Source organism: Terribacillus halophilus (genome assembly GCF_900162685.1).
Taxonomy (GTDB): Bacteria; Bacillota; Bacilli; order Bacillales; family Amphibacillaceae; genus Terribacillus; species Terribacillus halophilus_A.
Window position 1 is genome coordinate 1,892,455 of record NZ_LT727828.1, and the last position, 17,409, is coordinate 1,909,863.

Annotated in this window: 21 protein-coding genes; 2 read left to right on the plus strand and 19 right to left on the minus strand. The window is 40.1% G+C overall.

Annotated elements, in window-relative coordinates; all coding sequences use genetic code 11:
* Positions 1 to 38: 38 nt before the first annotated feature.
* The 13 genes from B1K52_RS14230 to B1K52_RS14295 form a co-directional block, all read right to left on the minus strand.
* Complete coding sequence (locus B1K52_RS14230; protein ID WP_256855927.1) at positions 39 to 1,145, minus strand: ATP-binding protein; 1,107 nt, start codon at positions 1,143 to 1,145, stop codon at positions 39 to 41.
* A 185-nt stretch (positions 1,146 to 1,330) separates the two neighbouring features.
* On the minus strand, positions 1,331 to 1,804 hold the full coding sequence (locus B1K52_RS14235; protein ID WP_077309347.1) for a CcdC family protein: 474 nt from the start codon (positions 1,802 to 1,804) through the stop codon (positions 1,331 to 1,333).
* Positions 1,805 to 1,833: 29 nt separating this feature from the next.
* Entirely contained in the window at positions 1,834 to 2,193 is a 360-nt protein-coding gene (locus B1K52_RS14240; protein ID WP_077309349.1) for a response regulator, read from the minus strand.
* Positions 2,168 to 2,641, minus strand: coding sequence for a Na(+)/H(+) antiporter subunit B (locus B1K52_RS14245; protein ID WP_077310613.1), 474 nt, complete (start codon positions 2,639 to 2,641; stop codon positions 2,168 to 2,170). The genes B1K52_RS14240 and B1K52_RS14245 overlap by 26 nt, the downstream gene beginning before the upstream one ends.
* A 54-nt stretch (positions 2,642 to 2,695) precedes the next feature.
* Positions 2,696 to 3,391, minus strand: a complete 696-nt coding sequence (locus B1K52_RS14250; RefSeq protein ID WP_077309351.1) for a cytochrome c biogenesis CcdA family protein — start codon at positions 3,389 to 3,391, stop codon at positions 2,696 to 2,698.
* Positions 3,392 to 3,476: 85 nt separating this feature from the next.
* Positions 3,477 to 3,890: a YndM family protein gene (locus tag B1K52_RS14255; RefSeq protein ID WP_077309353.1), complete on the minus strand. Its 414-nt coding sequence runs from the start codon at positions 3,888 to 3,890 to the stop codon at positions 3,477 to 3,479.
* A gap of 491 nt (positions 3,891 to 4,381) precedes the next feature.
* Entirely contained in the window at positions 4,382 to 4,720 is a 339-nt protein-coding gene (locus tag B1K52_RS14265) for a hypothetical protein (protein WP_077309357.1), read from the minus strand.
* A gap of 181 nt (positions 4,721 to 4,901) precedes the next feature.
* The gene (locus B1K52_RS14270) at positions 4,902 to 5,444 is read right to left on the minus strand and encodes a hypothetical protein (protein WP_256855928.1); all 543 of its coding nucleotides are present in this window, start codon (positions 5,442 to 5,444) and stop codon (positions 4,902 to 4,904) included.
* Positions 5,445 to 5,739: 295 nt separating this feature from the next.
* On the minus strand, positions 5,740 to 5,961 hold the full coding sequence (locus B1K52_RS14275; protein ID WP_077309359.1) for a YneF family protein: 222 nt from the start codon (positions 5,959 to 5,961) through the stop codon (positions 5,740 to 5,742).
* Between the two features lie 43 nt (positions 5,962 to 6,004).
* Positions 6,005 to 6,394 carry a sporulation inhibitor of replication protein SirA gene (gene sirA, locus B1K52_RS14280; RefSeq protein ID WP_077309361.1) on the minus strand — a complete coding sequence of 130 codons (390 nt, stop codon included), beginning with the start codon at positions 6,392 to 6,394 and terminating at the stop codon, positions 6,005 to 6,007.
* 153 nt (positions 6,395 to 6,547) lie between these two features.
* Positions 6,548 to 8,551, minus strand: a complete 2,004-nt coding sequence (tkt, locus tag B1K52_RS14285) for a transketolase (protein WP_077309363.1) — start codon at positions 8,549 to 8,551, stop codon at positions 6,548 to 6,550.
* Positions 8,552 to 8,678: 127 nt separating this feature from the next.
* Positions 8,679 to 8,903 (minus strand): DUF896 domain-containing protein, encoded by a 225-nt coding sequence (locus tag B1K52_RS14290; protein WP_077309365.1) that lies wholly within the window; start codon positions 8,901 to 8,903, stop codon positions 8,679 to 8,681.
* Between the two features lie 42 nt (positions 8,904 to 8,945).
* Positions 8,946 to 9,605 (minus strand): YneB family resolvase-like protein, encoded by a 660-nt coding sequence (locus B1K52_RS14295; protein ID WP_077309367.1) that lies wholly within the window; start codon positions 9,603 to 9,605, stop codon positions 8,946 to 8,948.
* 293 nt (positions 9,606 to 9,898) lie between these two features.
* On the opposite strand from B1K52_RS14295, the gene lexA reads away from it, so the two are divergent.
* Both lexA and B1K52_RS14305 read left to right on the plus strand, forming a co-directional pair.
* Positions 9,899 to 10,528 carry a transcriptional repressor LexA gene (lexA, locus tag B1K52_RS14300; protein WP_077309369.1) on the plus strand — a complete coding sequence of 210 codons (630 nt, stop codon included), beginning with the start codon at positions 9,899 to 9,901 and terminating at the stop codon, positions 10,526 to 10,528.
* A 539-nt stretch (positions 10,529 to 11,067) separates the two neighbouring features.
* Entirely contained in the window at positions 11,068 to 11,289 is a 222-nt protein-coding gene (locus tag B1K52_RS14305) for a DUF2188 domain-containing protein (RefSeq protein ID WP_077309371.1), read from the plus strand.
* Positions 11,290 to 11,336: 47 nt separating this feature from the next.
* Here the strand turns inward: B1K52_RS14305 and B1K52_RS14310 are convergent, their stop codons facing one another.
* The 6 genes from B1K52_RS14310 to B1K52_RS14340 all read right to left on the minus strand — a co-directional run bounded on the left by B1K52_RS14310 (position 11,337) and on the right by B1K52_RS14340 (position 17,359).
* Positions 11,337 to 11,519, minus strand: coding sequence for a hypothetical protein (locus B1K52_RS14310; protein WP_077309373.1), 183 nt, complete (start codon positions 11,517 to 11,519; stop codon positions 11,337 to 11,339).
* Positions 11,520 to 12,502: 983 nt separating this feature from the next.
* Entirely contained in the window at positions 12,503 to 12,925 is a 423-nt protein-coding gene (locus tag B1K52_RS14320) for a hypothetical protein (RefSeq protein WP_077309377.1), read from the minus strand.
* A 534-nt stretch (positions 12,926 to 13,459) separates the two neighbouring features.
* Positions 13,460 to 14,377, minus strand: coding sequence for a peptidoglycan-binding protein (locus B1K52_RS14325; RefSeq protein ID WP_077309379.1), 918 nt, complete (start codon positions 14,375 to 14,377; stop codon positions 13,460 to 13,462).
* A 566-nt stretch (positions 14,378 to 14,943) separates the two neighbouring features.
* Positions 14,944 to 15,303: a DUF3139 domain-containing protein gene (locus B1K52_RS14330; protein ID WP_077309381.1), complete on the minus strand. Its 360-nt coding sequence runs from the start codon at positions 15,301 to 15,303 to the stop codon at positions 14,944 to 14,946.
* A gap of 312 nt (positions 15,304 to 15,615) precedes the next feature.
* Positions 15,616 to 16,950, minus strand: a complete 1,335-nt coding sequence (gene glnA / locus B1K52_RS14335) for a type I glutamate--ammonia ligase (RefSeq protein ID WP_077309383.1) — start codon at positions 16,948 to 16,950, stop codon at positions 15,616 to 15,618.
* A gap of 16 nt (positions 16,951 to 16,966) precedes the next feature.
* Positions 16,967 to 17,359: a MerR family transcriptional regulator gene (locus B1K52_RS14340; RefSeq protein WP_077309385.1), complete on the minus strand. Its 393-nt coding sequence runs from the start codon at positions 17,357 to 17,359 to the stop codon at positions 16,967 to 16,969.
* Positions 17,360 to 17,409: the final 50 nt, after the last annotated feature.

Here is a 17,409-nt window from a genome sequence, read left to right on the forward strand (position 1 = left end):
CATGGCCTCTTAACGGAGAGGCCATGTATAAATATTAATTAGTTCATAACTGGCAGAAACACACTGAATGTGCTCCCTATTGTTTCATTTCGGTGAATATCAAGTTTGCCGTTATGTTTTTCAAGTATTTGCGTACATATCATCAAGCCGAGGCCTGTCCCCTCTTTCTTCGTCGTAAAGAAAGGCTCTTTCAGCTTTTCAAGTACATTATCAGGAATACCTGGTCCTTCATCGACTACATCCACGATACAAACTCCGTCTGCTTGTCTTTGACGAATATCAATCTTACCGCCATTTGGCATTTCTTCAAGGGCATTCTTGATAAGATTGATGAACAGCTGTTTGATTTGCGATCGATCACAGAGCAAACTGGAATTTTGTTCCTTCTCAAAATTGATTTGTACATTCTGCAAACGCGCTTGTGAATATAGAAGCGTAATAACATCTTGCAGCATTTCGTGTATCGTTTCCGTTTCTTTATTCTCTGCCACCGGCTTTGAAATGAATAGAAGCTCAGACGTAATAGTTTCTATTTTTTCAATTTCTTCAACCATAATTTTATAATATTCTTCTTTACGGCTGATACCGGCTTGGATTAGCTGTAAAAAACCTTTCAGACTGGTCAGCGGATTGCGAATTTCATGCGCAATTCCGGCAGCAAGCTGTCCGGCTACACTCATTTTTTCAGATCGAAACATCATCTCTTCGATTTCTTTCTTGTCAGATACATCCTTGGCAACTCCGATATAATATGGGGCATCAGACGCTTCAACTAAAGAAATACTCGCTTCCATCCATATATGTTTCCCGCGATTATCTAAAGCTGTCAGATGGAATCGCTGCGGCCATTCTGTAGTGGAATTAATCCGATTACGAAGTACAGGGACATCACAAGGATCCAGATAGGCTAAAGAAGACGTACCATGTACTTCCTCAGGAAGATAACCGAGCATCCGTGTAATCGATGTGGAAGTGTATTGGATAATGCCTTCGTCGTCACAGACGAATACGATATCAAAGCCGTTTTGATCAATCCACTTCAGCATCGGCTCAGGAAGTCCAGCAAAAGTATGTCCGTCAAAGCTCATTAAATCAAATGAAGCTGCTTGTTTTTGTTTATCTATCTTATAGTCGTCTTCTTTCAAGCTCCTTCGCCCCCTTATATGTGACCTTAATCGCGCATCTATGTATGTATAAGTCCTTTTGTAATGTATGTTACTACAATTAAGAGAAAAACAAAACGTTCGTACCATGATTTTCCTGAAACTTGTATAGACAATACTACTATACAAAAAAGACTTTCTTACGGGAAGAAAGTCTTTTTACAACATTAGGAGACTTGCATACGCCTCTCAAGCCGTTTATACTTCCAAAGCATTGCAATCCGCCAAGAAACGATCATACCGAAAGCTAGCAGGAAGAAAACACCGCCCATCTTCCCGATTTCAATTGTCTGACCAATCGCCACCTTTAGAAGCACACGTACGAAGACGAGTCCAACCAAGATAACAGCGAATGCTTTTGAAGGCTTCAGGAAAATCGACTCATCTCTCACTTCAAAATTCGAAGTCAAGATGAGTAAGCTGGAAAAAATCACTCCAACTCCTAGAGAGGACCATACTTCCCACCATGGAACCCGAAATACGGGAAACAGAAACATAAGTGCACCTGTACTCATAAAAAGCGGCGGCAGTATGATTTTCTTTGCTGTCACAGGTCTGGCAGCGGCACGCATGCGGATCATGGCTACAGCTAGACCCATACATGCTACAAGTATTGTACTAATGATAACAGGCAATGTCATACCCTTCACTTCTTTCAATTACAATCTAATTAAGCGAGAATTCGCTCCACCGTTTCTAGCACACGTGCATCTTCAAAAGGCTTTGTGATAAAATCTTTTGCCCCAAGCTCAATTGCCTGCATGACAATACGCTGCTGCCCCATAGCGGAGCACATAATAATCTTAGCAGAAGGATCCATACTGATGATTTCCTTCAAAGCGGCAAGCCCGTCCTTATGCGGCATAGTAATATCCATAAATACAATATCAGGCTTTGTTTCCTGGAATTTGGAGATAGCTTCATTCCCATCAGATGCCTCGCCAGCAATTTCATGATGAGCCTCCGTTAGCAGAGCGCTTAATGTTTTCCGCATAAATTTTGCATCATCTACTATAAGTATCTTGGCCACTGGTATTCTCCTCACTGGTTGAACGATCTTGTGCGATAGATAATATAATGGTTAAGGCGATACCGACCACGGTAAGATACACGCCCAAATCGAAAAGCGTTGCCGTTGCCAATTCCATCTTACCTATTAATGGTACATGTACATATGTAAATGTCTGACTAAGAAACGGCTGTCCAAATACAAAGGAACCTGCACTTGTCAAAATAGCAATCAGCACACCTGTCATCGTTAAAATACGATAGTTAATTGGCAGAACGTTGCTGACAGTCTTGAAGCCATAAGCCATATACATAAGCACTAAGGCCGCTGCCGTCCCTAGTCCTCCGATAAACCCACCACCTGGCGAATTATGGCCTGAAAAGAATAAATAGACCGAAAAACCAAGCAATAGGAAGGAAATTAACACAGTTGTTGTTTTAAAGATTAAATTGTTTGGAGAGTTTTCCACAAGCGACACCCTTTCCCTTCATATTTTAAACTACTTCTTGTCTTTTTTCACGAATTAAAAGCCATAAAAGGAGAAAAAACTAGCTAAAAATGCTGTAATCCTTGTAGTTAGATCAAATAAAAGTAAAACGCCAATAACAATTAGCAAATACCCACTCAGTTCGTGCAAAAGCTTTCCTGCTCTTTGCAGCTTTTGTAATTTGTACCCGAAGAAGCCCCAAACAAAAAATGGAATACTAAAACCTATTATATAAGCTAGCATCAGTGGAACAGCTTCCAGCGGCTGCAAGGCAGCACTTGTCATAATACCAGCTAGTATAGGACCTGTACAAGGTGTCCATCCCATTGCGAACGATAAACCAATGAGCATTGACCCAACATACCCTGGCGGCCGGTTTTTAAAGCGCACAAACGTTTTCGACGACTGCCATCTCCCCCCTAACAGGCCAATCTGTACGGATCCGAAGAAAATGAGCAGCACGCCTCCTAACACACGTATGTAGGACTGATAAACATAAAGCCATTTCGACAATGCAAAAGCACTATATCCCAGCAGTAAGAAAATGGCCGAAAAGCCGATTAGGAAGAAAAGTGTATGCCAAAGCCAGCCGGCAGCACGAGGTCCTTGTTTATCAAAGCCCGGATTTACTCCTGTTAAATATGAAAGAAACGCCGGATACAGCGGAAGTACACATGGAGAAAGGAAAGAAAGAAACCCAGCAGACAAAGCTAGTATAATCGTTACTCCCATCACATCTCCTCCACTCGCTACGTACAGTTAAAAGGAATCCCACCTGGGGATTCCTGCTTATATTTCATCTACACTATAGCACAGTTCAAAACATACCGACAGTCTGTGCATTACGATCTTTTATTACTTGATTGTTTACATAGCGATGGAAGAAGCCCTCACCAATTCCAATCACAACTGTCGAAATCAAAGACGCAAGAATAACATTATTATCAGGGCTCAGGAGTACCTCACCTAACACCCAAAGCACAAAAAATGTTAAAATCGCATCACTAATGGTAGCTATTGCATTGCGTTTCGTATAATCGCCACCTGGTTTGCTCCGATCGCCAGCTCTGCTTAGGATGAGCAAATCCCCTATTATATATGCAGCAACAGTCAATATAGCACTTATCAGCAGCGTATCACTAAACTCCGTATCGAACATTATGGTGAAAACAATCCACAAAACAGCAAGAATCATGATGAACTTCATCACTAGTGCTTTTACGTGCTTCATATTTTTCTCACTCCTTTTTGTCATTCACATACCTTGTTTTGTGATAAGCTAAACATCTTTACTGGGGCTTAAGTTAAGACGATTCCTATGTTGCTTAATTCACACAAGCGAATCATTATCTGATTATTTTGACAAATAAAGTTGAAGCATGCTACATTAAGTATAAATATTGAACAGGAGCGGGTAGCATGGCATTGTCTATCTTCTTTATTGGTAATCTACTGTACATCACAAATGTCCCTATTTTCTCGAGAGCAAATAAGACATTCGAATATTTATACTTATTCACATTCTTAACGTATGTCGCCATTGTTTCCAGTAGTATCATTGACATATCTAGTAATCTGTTTTTGATACTAACAACAGCAGTTTATGCTCCAGTTATTATCAAGCTGGTGAAAAAATATAGTTAGAAAATACTACGTAAGCGGCAACGATAATTCACATCACCTTTTTCCCGCTATGCAGGTTCACAAGATTGGGAACCACTGTTATGCGTGCTTTCCACTAATTGATTTGTAAAGCACATACTCATAAACCAGGCGAAATGCCAATAAAATTAGTAAGGGAATATATACAAATAAAGTTCCATCAACCCACAAATTAAATACATCTAAAACGGTAAAAACTATCCCAATAGATAACACTGTTCTAAAAATGATTTCGAATATATGATGCTTTGAGCCAGAACTTTTATCATTTATTCGGTCAATAAGTCCAGTTGTAGATAACATCGCGATAAAAAGCAAAAAAGGAAACACAACACTCTGGTAGACAAGCAGCACGGCTGCAAGAGCAATGGCTAGAACCGGGATTAAGAAGTTGCTCAAATCATCACCTCGCTTTTAATTTTTTGGTTTAAGAGTAAGCACCTTCCGAGTGATTAGTTAGAATGGTAACACAGTAATGTATGTATCGTTTAATAATTCTACGTATCGTCTCATCCATATAGTAAGCCTCCTCTTTTCTCCTTGTTAAGACAGATAGAGAGTTTATATTTCTTTAACATTTTTAAAGTTCTGCTGATCTCCATATTGTTTTATCAGTTTTGTTATCCCAATATGCAAAGAGCTCAGTAACATTGCCATTAGAGTTTGTTACTTTTTCTACAGTGATCCAATTCTTTACGTTGTCTTCTGCATAATACTTTTCTTGAATGACCGCTAGATAATGTTTTGTATCCTTCCCCCAGTCTGTAATATAATTACTGATCTTATCAACATCTGCAGATATTATGTCATTTCTTGTATGTCTATTTTTATACTTCATCTCTACAGAAATAAGTACCCTTATAACGCAATCTTTCCAATCTTCGTATTCAGCTTTTACGGGATCAATTTCTACAACTACCAAGTCAACTTTATTTTTATTAATTTGATATTCTGTATAAATACGCAAGTTCCTGGTGATTAAGTATTCTTCACCCAATCGTCTTCTGAGATGAAAATAAAAAGCATTTTTCAAAGTATCTTCTCTTAAAAGAGATTTTTGCTCATAGTCATTTTTTATATCTTCGTTCCACACTTTAAGAATAGTTTTATGTATGTATTCCAAAAGAATACTCCCCCTTTCTGTCTCAATTCTACAAGTTAAAGGATATTCCTTTTCGCAGCCCTCCAACAATTTCTTGGAGAAAATAATCCATACTTTACATTAGATAAATTGCTGCATTTCAGTGGCACGATTTATCTAATGAAACTTCTAACAACAAAAAAACCACCCTCTCTGCTTAATTTCTAGACAGAAAAAGTGGTTCCTGGATTTAATTAGCTCATAACAGCAATCAAACCCCTTGTTTGCAATGCTATACCGCCAACTTGAAATGTTAAAGCTATATAGAAATAATTGCTTATTTACCTTGTTGGTTGTTCATTGCGCGCATCATTTGGTTAATTTTCTTTTGTGATGGTTTTTGACCCATTTGCATCATCATTGTACGAAGCATCTGTTCATTAATTGGCGGGTTCTTTTTAAGATAGTTCATCATGTATTTACGAGCGATGAAAAATCCAAGAGCGACGCCGATAATCAATGTAGCCAGTGCAATAAGTACGATCCAGATCGTGCTCATATTGGCTTCCTCCTTCAAAATATCTCTAATCTAGTATAGACAATCAAAAGGAAGAATACAATAGATGAACCCGTGATTGCAAGTCATTTTTTATGATAGGCGAAATCCACCCGCAATTGTCAGCTGCCGGTTCAATTATAAAGAAGGAAGAATCAAACTGACGAAGCTCTGTGAATATGGTCTCTTCAGCGGTCGTTAAACTATCACAAACGATGCGAAGATAACGTGTATCTGTCTCAATATGAACATTATCTTCTCCGTGCTCTAGTGAGGCACCGTGCGGAAAGTCATACGTAATATAGTCGAGCTGATCTTGTACATAAGCTGTATTTTCCGCTTGACTGGAGAGGAGAAAGCGGTAGAGGATATCCGTTTTATAAAAATAGCGAAAATAAATCTCATGTTTCACCCAATAGACGAAGTATTCTTTCATAAGCTTGTCCTCCTTCACCCTTTGTTAATTAGTATACCCGTTAGGACTTGCTTAATCCCTCGGAACTTGTTGCAAAGAGACACGAAGATGCAGGGCTTTCATCGATTTTTGTCATATAAAAAGGTCGGCCATCGAAATGGCCGACCTTTCTCGTTAATCTAAGATAGATTCTACTTGCTTGATAACATTCTCGACAGTGAATCCGAATGCTTCAATCAATTTATTTCCGTTACCAGAAGCACCGAATGTGTTGATGCCGATCACTTTACCTTCATCACCAACATACTTTTCCCATCCAAGTGGGGAAGCCATTTCGATACCCACGCGTTTCTTCACAGCCGGAGGCAGAACGCTGTCTTTGTAGGACTGATCCTGCAGTTCGAAACGATCCCATGAAGGCATGCTGACAACAGAAGCTTCAATGTTTTTCTCACGAAGTGCCTCTTGTGCACGTACAGCAAGCTGTACTTCAGATCCAGTCGCCAACAGCAATACATCTGCTGTCTCTTTGTTTGCTGGGCTGACAACGTATGCACCTTTCTTCACGCCTTCGTACGCTGCCTCCTGTGTAGATGGCAGTGTAGGCAGATCCTGACGCGTCAATACAAGCGCGGAAGGAATCTTTTCTGATTCAAGCGCTAATCTCCAAGCAGCTTGTGTTTCATTGCCATCTGCTGGACGAACGACACTCAATCCAGGCATTGCACGCAAGGATGGCAATTGTTCAATCGGTTCATGCGTAGGACCATCTTCTCCGACAGCAATGGAATCGTGTGTCAATACGTATGTCACAGGTGCTCCCATTAGTGCTGATAGACGAATAGCCGGACGCAAGTAGTCACTAAAGACGAAGAATGTTCCGCCGTAAACTTTCAAACCGCCATGCAGCGCCATTCCGTTCAAAGCAGCACCCATCGCAAATTCACGCACACCGAACCATATGTTGCGGCCGCTATAGTTGTTTTTAGTGAAGTTCTCTTCTTTTGCAAGAAGTGTTTTGTTTGATCCAGCAAGGTCCGCACTGCCTCCGAATAGGCTTGGAACAGCATCAGCAATCGCATTCAGCACTTTACCAGATGCGGCACGAGTAGCTGTCTTGTCTTTGCCTTCTTCGTATGTTGGCAGTGTATCCGTCCAACCTTCAGGAAGCTCACCTTTTATTGCTGTAGCCAGTTCTTTCGCTAGCTCTGGATGTGCTTCTTCATACTTAGCGAATAGTGCATTCCAAGCCTCTTCCGCTTCTGCACCTTTTTTCACAACTTTTTCTTCAAAATCACTGTAAACTTCGTTCGGCACATGGAAATCATCATGCGCCCATTTGTAAGCTTCTTTCGTTAATTTGACCTCATCTACACCAAGCGGCGCACCATGGGAAGCGCTTTTCGCTGATTTATTCGGAGAACCGAATCCGATGACTGTTTTTACTTCAATAAGTGTCGGTTGTGAAGTATTCGCTTTTGCTTCTTTCACTGCCGCACGAATTGAATCCACATCAGTACCTTCTTCAACGCGGATTACTTGCCAGCCATACGCTTTAAAACGATCTTCGATATTCTCAGAGAAGCTATGATGCAAATCGCCATCTAGGGAAATATCATTGGAATCATACAATACAATCAGCTTGTCCAATCCTAAATGACCGGCAAGTGATGCTGTTTCATGTGAAATTCCTTCCATCAAGTCACCATCACCGCAAATTGCATACGTATAATGATCAACAACCGGGAAGTCAGCTTTATTATATTTTGCAGCTAAATGTGCTTCTGCCATTGCCATACCTGTTGCCATTGCGATACCTTGTCCAAGCGGGCCAGTTGTCGCTTCCACACCGTCTGTATGATGTACTTCCGGATGGCCTGGCGTACGGGAACCGAACTGACGGAAAGATTTTAAATCGTCAATAGATACCTTATATCCAGACAAATGCAAAAGAGAATAAAGCAGCATAGAACCATGTCCGGCAGATAATACGAAACGGTCACGGTTAAACCAATGCGAATTTTTCGGATTGTGGGTCATGAAATCCGTAAATAGCGTATAAGCCATAGGCGCAGCACCCATCGGCATTCCTGGGTGACCGGAATTAGCAGCTTCAATTGCATCAATAGATAACGTACGAATTGTATTAATGGAAAGCAATTCTGTTGTATGAACCATGTGAACATCCCTTTCACTTAACTTATTATGTACTCTTGTTCATCCTATACTGAAATCGCTTAATAAACAAGGATTTATATGAGAAAAAAAGAAGGAAAGGCTGTACATAATGTCAGCCATTTCCTTCTTATTCTTCATCACGCAACTTTTTTACTTTTTCTGGTGTAACGTCGTTGCCTTCACGGTCCACGACTGTCATTGTCTTAAATTGATTCTTGAAAGAAGAGCGAACATTCTTCAAATATTCTTGTCTTAGTTCTTTCTGCTCTTTCTGTTCTCCTAAAGAGAGACCTTCTGTTTTCGCTTTATGTGCTAGCGCATTGATGCGCGCCAATTTGTCTTTAGATATCATATGCGTATGCTCCTTTAAGCATTAAAGTTAACATACACTATGTTACCTGCTGGTGTCGTCTGTTTCAAGCGAAACATACTCCTGGTACCTTCTATGTACGGTCGCTTTTGATACGTCGAATCCCATCCCCCGCAAAACAGAGCTAATTTCATGGAATGTCAGCTTGTTGTTTCGCAGCCGTACAACTTCTTCAATAGGGAATTCAATTCGTTCCCTGCCAGGTGCAGCTTGCTGGTTACTCAAATTCTTGCTCGGATCATAACCGCCGGCAATTGCGCGCCGCATGCCTCTTTTTATTTTCATATTGTGAATCTTCCGCTGGTATTCTTCTACAATTCCTACGATTCGAAGTACCATATCATCCGATTCTGATAGCTGGAACTCGCCTTGCTGATTTAACGTATAGACCCCCACCTCCAGCTTTTGGAGATGGTGGAACAGAGCTATCTTTGTATTCCCCCTGCCCAGTCGTGTCTCGTCCTGGATTAAAAGACAATCCGCTTCACCAGCCGTAAATAAATCTAACATCTTGAAAATACCAGGCCGTTCGATCTCGTATCCGCTCTGTTTTTCTTCAATGATATCGATGACTTCAATATTGGATGTGGCCGCAAGACTGATAAGCTCCTCGCGCTGCCGTTCAATCGAGCTAGCCTGCTCGTCTTTTTCTGTACTAACTCTGCAATAGATGACTGCTTTCATTGGTGTATCCTCTCATTCAGCTAATTAAACACTCATGACAAGTGTAAAGTATAGGAAGAAAAGCGTGAAGCCGAATAATACATAATAGAACAAATCAGATTTTGATAGTTTCTTTAACATAGTAGATTCCTCCAAATAAAAAATGTTTTTAGGAACAAGCGTTCTTATCGTTAATTCCATTATATACGAACACAAGTTCTAGTCAAGAGGTTTTTTCGAACGGATGTTTGTATATTGAAATCTATCATGATATACTGTATGTAATAAAACTATATGCACGGGGTGTTCGATACATGATGAAACTATCGAAAAGACAGGAAGCAATTTTAGCTTACATAAAAGAGCAAGTTCTAGATAAAGGCTACCCGCCATCCGTTAGAGAAATAGGCGAGGCAGTAGGTCTGGCATCCAGTTCCACCGTACACGGCCATCTTTCCCGCTTGGAGAAGAAAGGACTAATCCGCCGAGACCCGACAAAGCCCAGAGCTATTGAAGTTCTCTCACTTGAGAATGAGGATGAGACAGATATCCCACGCGGTGAACCGAACTACGCACCAGTAATTGGTAAAGTAACTGCTGGTATTCCCATTACCGCAGTGGAGAATATTGAAGAGTATGTGCCGGTTCCGAATCACCTCGTCGGCCCGGATGATAATATCTTCGTCTTAGTCGTTGTTGGAGAAAGTATGATTGAAGCAGGCATTCTCGATGGTGACATGGTTATTGTAAAACAGCAGCAGATTGCTCAAAACGGCGAAATTGTTGTTGCAATGACAGAGGACAATGAAGCAACTGTGAAGCGTTTCTTCAAGGAAGAAAACCAAATCCGCCTGCAGCCGGAGAACAGTACAATGGATCCTATTATTCTTTCTAATGTAAGTATTCTCGGTAAAGTAATCGGTCTGTACCGCTCTATTCAATAGAATCGGCTTCGGCCGATTTTTTTCATAAATTTTACATACTTTCTAGCAATTTTCGACACATATTTCGGGTATATTAGAATATGATTTAACCAAATGTTAGAAAGTAGGTGGAATCGTGAAGCTGATTTACAAGTTGGTTTGCAAAATACGAGGCCGTCACAAGATTGATAGCGTTTCTGATACATGTAAATGCGGATACACACGAAGCTACCGCAAGAACGGACATAATATGGATGACTATTATCTAAAAGAACGTTAAACAGCTGTATAAATAAAGAGGAGCTTACCTATCCGGCAAGCCCCTCTTTTTTATTATCTTTTGTCTGCTTCTAACTGTTCCAGTATTTCAACATACAGTCTGGGCGTGTGATCTCCTCCCTCTTTATACTTTTCATTAATCGACAAGATTAGCTAAATCTGCACATTCATTTACAATTAAGTGACAAGTCAAATAACAGCTTGCGAAGAAATTACTTTCACTTGCAGAAAGAGGAATTCAACTTATCCATTAGTGGTATACAACTAATGGAGGTGAAATTATGACTAACTATCATACTACTCCCGATTGGAACGGCAATTGGCAGGTGAAAAAAGAAAGTGCAAAAAGAGCATCTGCTCATTTTGATACACAAAAGGAAGCCATGCGTTATGGTAAAGATGCAGCCAAGAAAGATAAAGGAGAGCATTTCATCCATGGAAAGGATGGAAAAATAAGAGAACGTGACTCTTATGGCAACGATCCATTTCCACCGAGAGGCTAATCCAGAGGGAACGCAGTTGATTTTGCTTTCCCTCTTAATATGATAAGTCAGCTGTTATTCACCATAAATGAGAGAATAAGCATAAAGAACGCCACGCATAAAGCGGCTATTTTGAGAGCGTCTATGTAAACAGGATGTACTTCTGTAAAGACAGACAGAATTACAGACAGCAGCAGTGACCCCATCATGATGGCTAAAGACAGTCGCAGGAGAAACCTCTTTTTGTTCATTGTTTTGCCCCCTTTCTAAAAAAGAATGAAAGCTTAAGCTGTTTCTTAGCTAAAAATCCGAGCATTCCCGCATACGTTTTCAACAGACAAATGCTATTTTTTTCCTCCCATTTCGTAAAAAGTTGTCTATCTCTATATACTTCCACCCTGAGCTTTGTGCAAAGAAGTTTTATAGATGCTTTATGCGCTGCATTTCCGGTATATCGCGGTCCAAATGCATTCAGCTTCTGCAGCCAACCACTCACCTTTCTTTCGGAGCAATTTCTTTTATTGGATTCATTCTTTCACCTTACTTATATTTATCGATTACATTTATGGAATCATATGTTAAAATTTTAATAAGTATTAATTGGATAATACTAGAATGATAATCAAGATTGAAGGATTAACTGATAGGTTGGAAGGATGTTTTCGATTTTGCTCATATTTATTATTATTATTTTGCTTGCTCACTATTTACCGTTTATCACGTGGCTGTCGCTGAGTTTTTTAAAATCTCACCGAAAGGAAGGGGAAGACCCCAACAGAAAGACTCGGTTTTCCAGTTTTTTGATAACTTTCCCGTTAATAAATGTTGTAAGTAGGATTTTTCATATAAGCGTTTCATACAGCTTAACAATAATGATTTCTATTGCTGTCTTGTTTAACATATATATGCTAGTCACAGTAATAAAAGATAAGAGAGCTATGCGTCTCACAGCGGAAAATTAATAGTTTCTGTTTTTTTACTTATTTATCCTTTTTCATTTATTAATCTCATCATAACAACGCAGATTATAATCATGGCAATGAAAGTACCTGTTGGCTCAGGCGAATAATTTAGCAGATACATATTTATAGGGAAATTTATTAAGAGTATTACGATCGCCATAACTATTAAGATTCGGTTTGTACGTATGATTCTCACCTCTGTTCCTAAGCTATGAAGACATAAATTACTTGGAGAAGACGATCTCATAGTTTAAATGAAAAATTAAACCCCTTCATCTATGGACAGATTCAATTAAGTCTTTAACCGGTTGAGAGCTTTCTTTTGTGGCAGCATACGTTTTATCTTCGTGTCCATCATATGTAAGCAGCCATCTTCCATCATCTGACTCGATAATATGGATAACTCTTTCTCCTCCAGACTCCCCTTCGCCGTAATCTAGCAACACATCGTAAGCAGGATCGCCTGTTTTCACCTCTTCCTTTCTAGCGCTGTTTATCATCTCTTCAAATAATTTCATTTCATTGAGACTGTCAGCATTCCAAAAAAACGCTTCGTTTAAGCCGCCATAACCTTTAGACTTAGAGACAGAGACTCTTTGAAGAGATTTCTCGGATGTAGCCATTCTTTCTGAGTTACTACATCCAGTTAACATCACTGCTATTAATACCGAAACAAAGATAATAAAACGCTTCATCAGCTTTCCTCCAAGCTATTTTGGATTATCTGCTCTACCTCATAGATATTGCAATATACAGAACATGTTATATGCTTACGTATTTCTTTTTTTCTTCTTTTTCTTATCCACTATCGTCAATAAAGCCCAGGTACTGCTCATAAACAATGGTCTAACTGTTGTCAGGTAAACCCAGTTTTTTTCGAAGCCTGCTTTTACTTACGAAATATAAGAAAAGGATAGCGTATACGATAGTAACGAGATACTTCAATTTTTATCTCCCTAAACTGTTATGTCACATCTATTCTCCATTATTTGGTTAGTGCACTTTCTTGTCAAGATTATCTCCCTCTTTAGGCACAGCTGTATTTCCAGATTATTAGGATACCAACTTGGAGACAGCTGTAAAACAGGGATAAGATGCCAAGATTTTTGACGATGAAAGAAGGATAATTCAAGGTAACGTGGATGAATTTAAATCACCATTCTTAAAGACCTACATAATTATGTAATAACACGCAATAAAAAGACCCTCCGCATAAGGGAGGGCTGTTATTAAGCAGTTTTAAAGAATTCTTCAAATGTTTCTGGACCAGCAATGCCATCAACACTAATACCTTGGTTGCGCTGGTAAGCACGTACCATGTCTCGCGTGTTAGTGCCGTAAATACCATCAATGCTTAAGTTGTATCCTAAACATACGAGCGTAGCTTGAATTAAACGCGTCCAACCTGGCTGATGATTGCTTATACTCTGTTCTGGCACGGCGGCTTTTGTTCTAGGACCCCATAAACCATCAATGGCTGTCTTGCCGAACAGCTGACAAATTCGCAGCAAAGCATCCATTGTTAGCGGACCATTTAATCCATCCACATCAAGCGCCCGAAAACCTGCTTCTTCCTTGTATTGGTTCGCCCATCTTTGTACTCTCTTAACCAATTCCGTGCCGCGAGACGCTGGGCTGCTGCTATTACCATTATTACTAGGCAGGGGTGTACTCGTGCCAGTACGATCAGTCAGACTTGGTCTGCTCCCTGCGCGCAGCTGGGCTGTAGAAAGACCGCCCGTCATCTCGAGGTGAGGATAGTCTTTGAAGCTTCTCCAGTCACCGCCCCATTCAAAGCCGAGACTTTTAGCGATAGCGGCTACCCGGCGCCAATTGTCATTTACTGTCCAAGTAGCTTTCGTGCCATCCCAAGTAATCAGGAAGAAATCTACCGCCAAGCCAAAGTTATGGTTGGACTGACCACCTTGAGCATTAGTTACGATACTTCCCGGCGCAGTCCGACCTTGTGCATACAATCTGTTCTGCTCTGCATATGTCCGCATACCCTGCGAGATCTGTACATTGATGCCTTCCTTATATGCCCGCCGAATTACCTCCAGCGCAGTCTGCTTAACGATAGGATTCATGCCATTCCCCATATTTCTTTCCGAACGACGCAGCAACGTGTCTAATGATACTCTAGCCATTCGTATCTAGCTCCTTTCGGTTTATCGTACGTAAGGGCTCCAGGGCTGTCCACGGTGTTTTGATTATCCTAGCAGACATTAGGCCGCCTTATTTATCTGATTAGGAAAAAGCTGCAGTTCAGAATACTTCTTTTCTAATCATAATTTACAGAAGCGAGCTACACACACCATTTGTATGGATAATTCACAAGAAATTCATCAAGTTATAAATGACAAATGTTATATTTGAGCAAACAAAAAAGCCCATTTCCCTATTCGGAATGGGCAATTCGCTCGGCAGCTTACTTTTTAGAAATTTTTTGCAGCAAATATAATGCATAAATAATTGCAGGTATTGCACCAAAATATAAAACTCTGCCTATTAAAATTTCGATACCCCACATAATATCCGTAATCAATTAATAAATTCCTCCTACTAATATACCTTCTCCATTAACTACATAATCTAGTGCAGTCGATTTGTTCGCTAGCCATTCCTGCCACAATATATAACTCATAATTTTCCTGTCGTCACATTTCGAATTCCTTTGTCAAAGTATTTGACTAGTTATATCTCAACCTCTTTATTAAGGTAATACTTTATCAGAAGGTTGATGTTTAAGCTCTGTCATTAGTTCATCTCCGAAAGTAATCCCGCCATTGCCATATACATTAGCAGAAAAAATAACTTTATCATCTTCCTTATCGTAATCAAATATGTAACTGTTCTCCTTGTCATCTTTCGTAACTATCACTTTAGCAAAGCCAGGAGTTGAATTTAATGAATTAAACAAAGGGTAATATTCTTCACTTATTTCATCTATAGAAATACCATAGTCTTGAATGTACTGATCGATTTTTTTCTCAGCATTATGCCTATCGATAAAATGAATACTTAAAAGTATTGTACTTATTAAAATAACAATTAATATAATTTTTTTCTTCATGATAGCTCCTTTTTAAACATACTACCACGCTGATGTGTTTCTAATGTGTCTTTTAGAACATGCTGCAGACTTGTATTTACTATCATTCATTCCCGTGAGTTTTTTCCAATCATTATACTTATCAGTTATCGACCTGTCTGCTTTCTTTATAATTGCTGCTTTTATTTTGGTACTGATTGCTGTTAGTCCTAACATTGAAAAGACGTCTTCTTCTTTCGGAAGAGCGCCTTCGTTTGTATTACCTAATATAAAGAAATTCCCTATAAAAAAACCTCTGATACAAATAGTATCAGAGGTTTATAGATCAATAGATTAGAAGTTCTCCATATACTGAGAACGTTCCCATGGATGTACCTGCGTGCGGAACATATCCCATTCGATTTCTTTTGCTTCAATGAAGTGTTCGAATAGGTGCTCGCCTAGTGCTTCAACGATTGTTTCGTCAGCTTTAAGCTGCTCAAGTGCGTCGAATAGTGTAGCTGGAAGATCTGCTACGCCGTTCTTTTCTCTTTCTGCTTTGTCCATCACGTAGATGTTGCGGTCGATGGAAGCTGGTGCATCCATGTTGTTTCGAATACCGTCTAGTCCTGCAGCAAGCAGAACGCTCATTGCTAGGTATGGGTTAGCAGCTGGATCGACGCTGCGTACTTCTACGCGTGTGCTCATGCCGCGTGCAGATGGAACACGGATTAATGGGCTGCGGTTTTTACCGGACCATGCAACGTAGCATGGTGCTTCGTAGCCAGGTACAAGACGCTTATAGGAGTTTACAGTTGGGTTCGTCACAGCCGTGAAGTTAATCGCATGTTTTAGAGTACCTGCGATGAACTGATATGCTGTTTCTGAAAGCTTCAACTCGCCACTTTCGTCATAAAACGCGTTCTTGCCATCTTTGAATAGAGACATGTTGCAGTGCATACCAGAACCGTTCACACCGTAAAGTGGTTTTGGCATAAATGTTGCATGCAAGCCATGTTTTCTGGCGATTGTTTTTACTACGAGTTTAAATGTCTGGATATCATCCGCATGCTTTAGTGCATGTGCATATTTGAAGTCGATTTCGTGCTGACCTGGTGCCACTTCATGGTGGGAAGCTTCGATTTCAAAGCCCATTTCTTCCAGTTCTAGTACGATATCACGACGGCAAGTTTCACCCAAGTCGGTTGGAGCAAGGTCGAAGTATCCGCCTTTATCATTCAATTCCAAAGATGGTTCGCCATTTTCATCTAGTTTGAATAAGAAGAATTCCGGCTCTGTACCAATATTGAAAGCAGAGAATCCAAGCTCTTCCATTTTCTTTAGGTTGCGTTTTAGGTTGTAACGCGGGCAGCCTTCGAATGGTTCGCCTTCTGGAGTGTAGATATCACAGATAAAACGTGCCACTTTGCCTTTTTCACTAGTCCATGGGAATACAACAAATGTATCCAAGTCTGGGTATAGCTTCATGTCAGATTCTTCAATGCGCACGAAACCTTCAATAGAAGATCCGTCAAACATCATTTCATTATCCAATGCTTTGTCTAGCTGGCTAAGCGGGATTTCTACGTTTTTAATTGTGCCAAGCAAGTCGGTAAACTGTAAACGAATAAACTTTACGTTTTCCTCCTTGATTGTTTTGATTACATCTTCTCTAGTAAATTTCGCCATTCTTTCTCCTCCTCTATTAATGGAAGAATCGTGATAATTCTCCCTGACGTAACGAAGCTTTGCCCAAGCGGCCGGTATCCATCAATTCCTGACGCAGCATCTGTCTTAGTGCTTTATCTGATATTTCCGGTTCAATCGGGGTTTCAAGCGTTTCTGCTGCTGGTTTCTCTCTAGTTGGCAGCATTTGCTTAATTCCGGCAAGGTTGATCCCTTTATCGATCAATTCCTTGATTTCCAGCAGTCGATCCACATCATTAAATGAGAAAAGACGCTGATTGCCTTCTGTTCTTGCTGGGAAAATCAGTCCGTTATCTTCGTAATAACGGATTTGTCTTGCTGTTAGTGCAGTAAGTGATTTTACAATTCCAATAGAGAACAAGGGCATAGATCGGCGATTCATATCACTCATAATCGTCCATCCCCTTTCCTTATGTACTCTACGCTTATTATATACGCAGG

Bases quoted from the DNA above. Each gene is read 5' to 3' on its own strand.
- tkt (WP_077309363.1), bottom strand. From the start codon at position 8,551: ATGGTTCATACAACAGAATTGCTTTCCATTAATACAATTCGTACGTTA.
- B1K52_RS14340 (WP_077309385.1), bottom strand. From the start codon at position 17,359: ATGAGTGATATGAATCGCCGATCTATGCCCTTGTTCTCTATTGGAATT.
- glnA (WP_077309383.1), bottom strand. From the start codon at position 16,950: ATGGCGAAATTTACTAGAGAAGATGTAATCAAAACAATCAAGGAGGAA.
- sirA (WP_077309361.1), bottom strand. From the start codon at position 6,394: ATGAAAGAATACTTCGTCTATTGGGTGAAACATGAGATTTATTTTCGC.
- B1K52_RS14250 (WP_077309351.1), bottom strand. From the start codon at position 3,391: ATGGGAGTAACGATTATACTAGCTTTGTCTGCTGGGTTTCTTTCTTTC.
- B1K52_RS14295 (WP_077309367.1), bottom strand. From the start codon at position 9,605: ATGAAAGCAGTCATCTATTGCAGAGTTAGTACAGAAAAAGACGAGCAG.
- B1K52_RS14275 (WP_077309359.1), bottom strand. From the start codon at position 5,961: ATGAGCACGATCTGGATCGTACTTATTGCACTGGCTACATTGATTATC.
- B1K52_RS14325 (WP_077309379.1), bottom strand. From the start codon at position 14,377: ATGGCTAGAGTATCATTAGACACGTTGCTGCGTCGTTCGGAAAGAAAT.
- B1K52_RS14235 (WP_077309347.1), bottom strand. From the start codon at position 1,804: ATGACATTGCCTGTTATCATTAGTACAATACTTGTAGCATGTATGGGT.
- B1K52_RS14320 (WP_077309377.1), bottom strand. From the start codon at position 12,925: ATGAAGCGTTTTATTATCTTTGTTTCGGTATTAATAGCAGTGATGTTA.
- B1K52_RS14330 (WP_077309381.1), bottom strand. From the start codon at position 15,303: ATGAAGAAAAAAATTATATTAATTGTTATTTTAATAAGTACAATACTT.
- lexA (WP_077309369.1), top strand. From the start codon at position 9,899: ATGATGAAACTATCGAAAAGACAGGAAGCAATTTTAGCTTACATAAAA.
- B1K52_RS14305 (WP_077309371.1), top strand. From the start codon at position 11,068: ATGACTAACTATCATACTACTCCCGATTGGAACGGCAATTGGCAGGTG.
- B1K52_RS14310 (WP_077309373.1), bottom strand. From the start codon at position 11,519: ATGAACAAAAAGAGGTTTCTCCTGCGACTGTCTTTAGCCATCATGATG.
- B1K52_RS14255 (WP_077309353.1), bottom strand. From the start codon at position 3,890: ATGAAGCACGTAAAAGCACTAGTGATGAAGTTCATCATGATTCTTGCT.
- B1K52_RS14290 (WP_077309365.1), bottom strand. From the start codon at position 8,903: ATGATATCTAAAGACAAATTGGCGCGCATCAATGCGCTAGCACATAAA.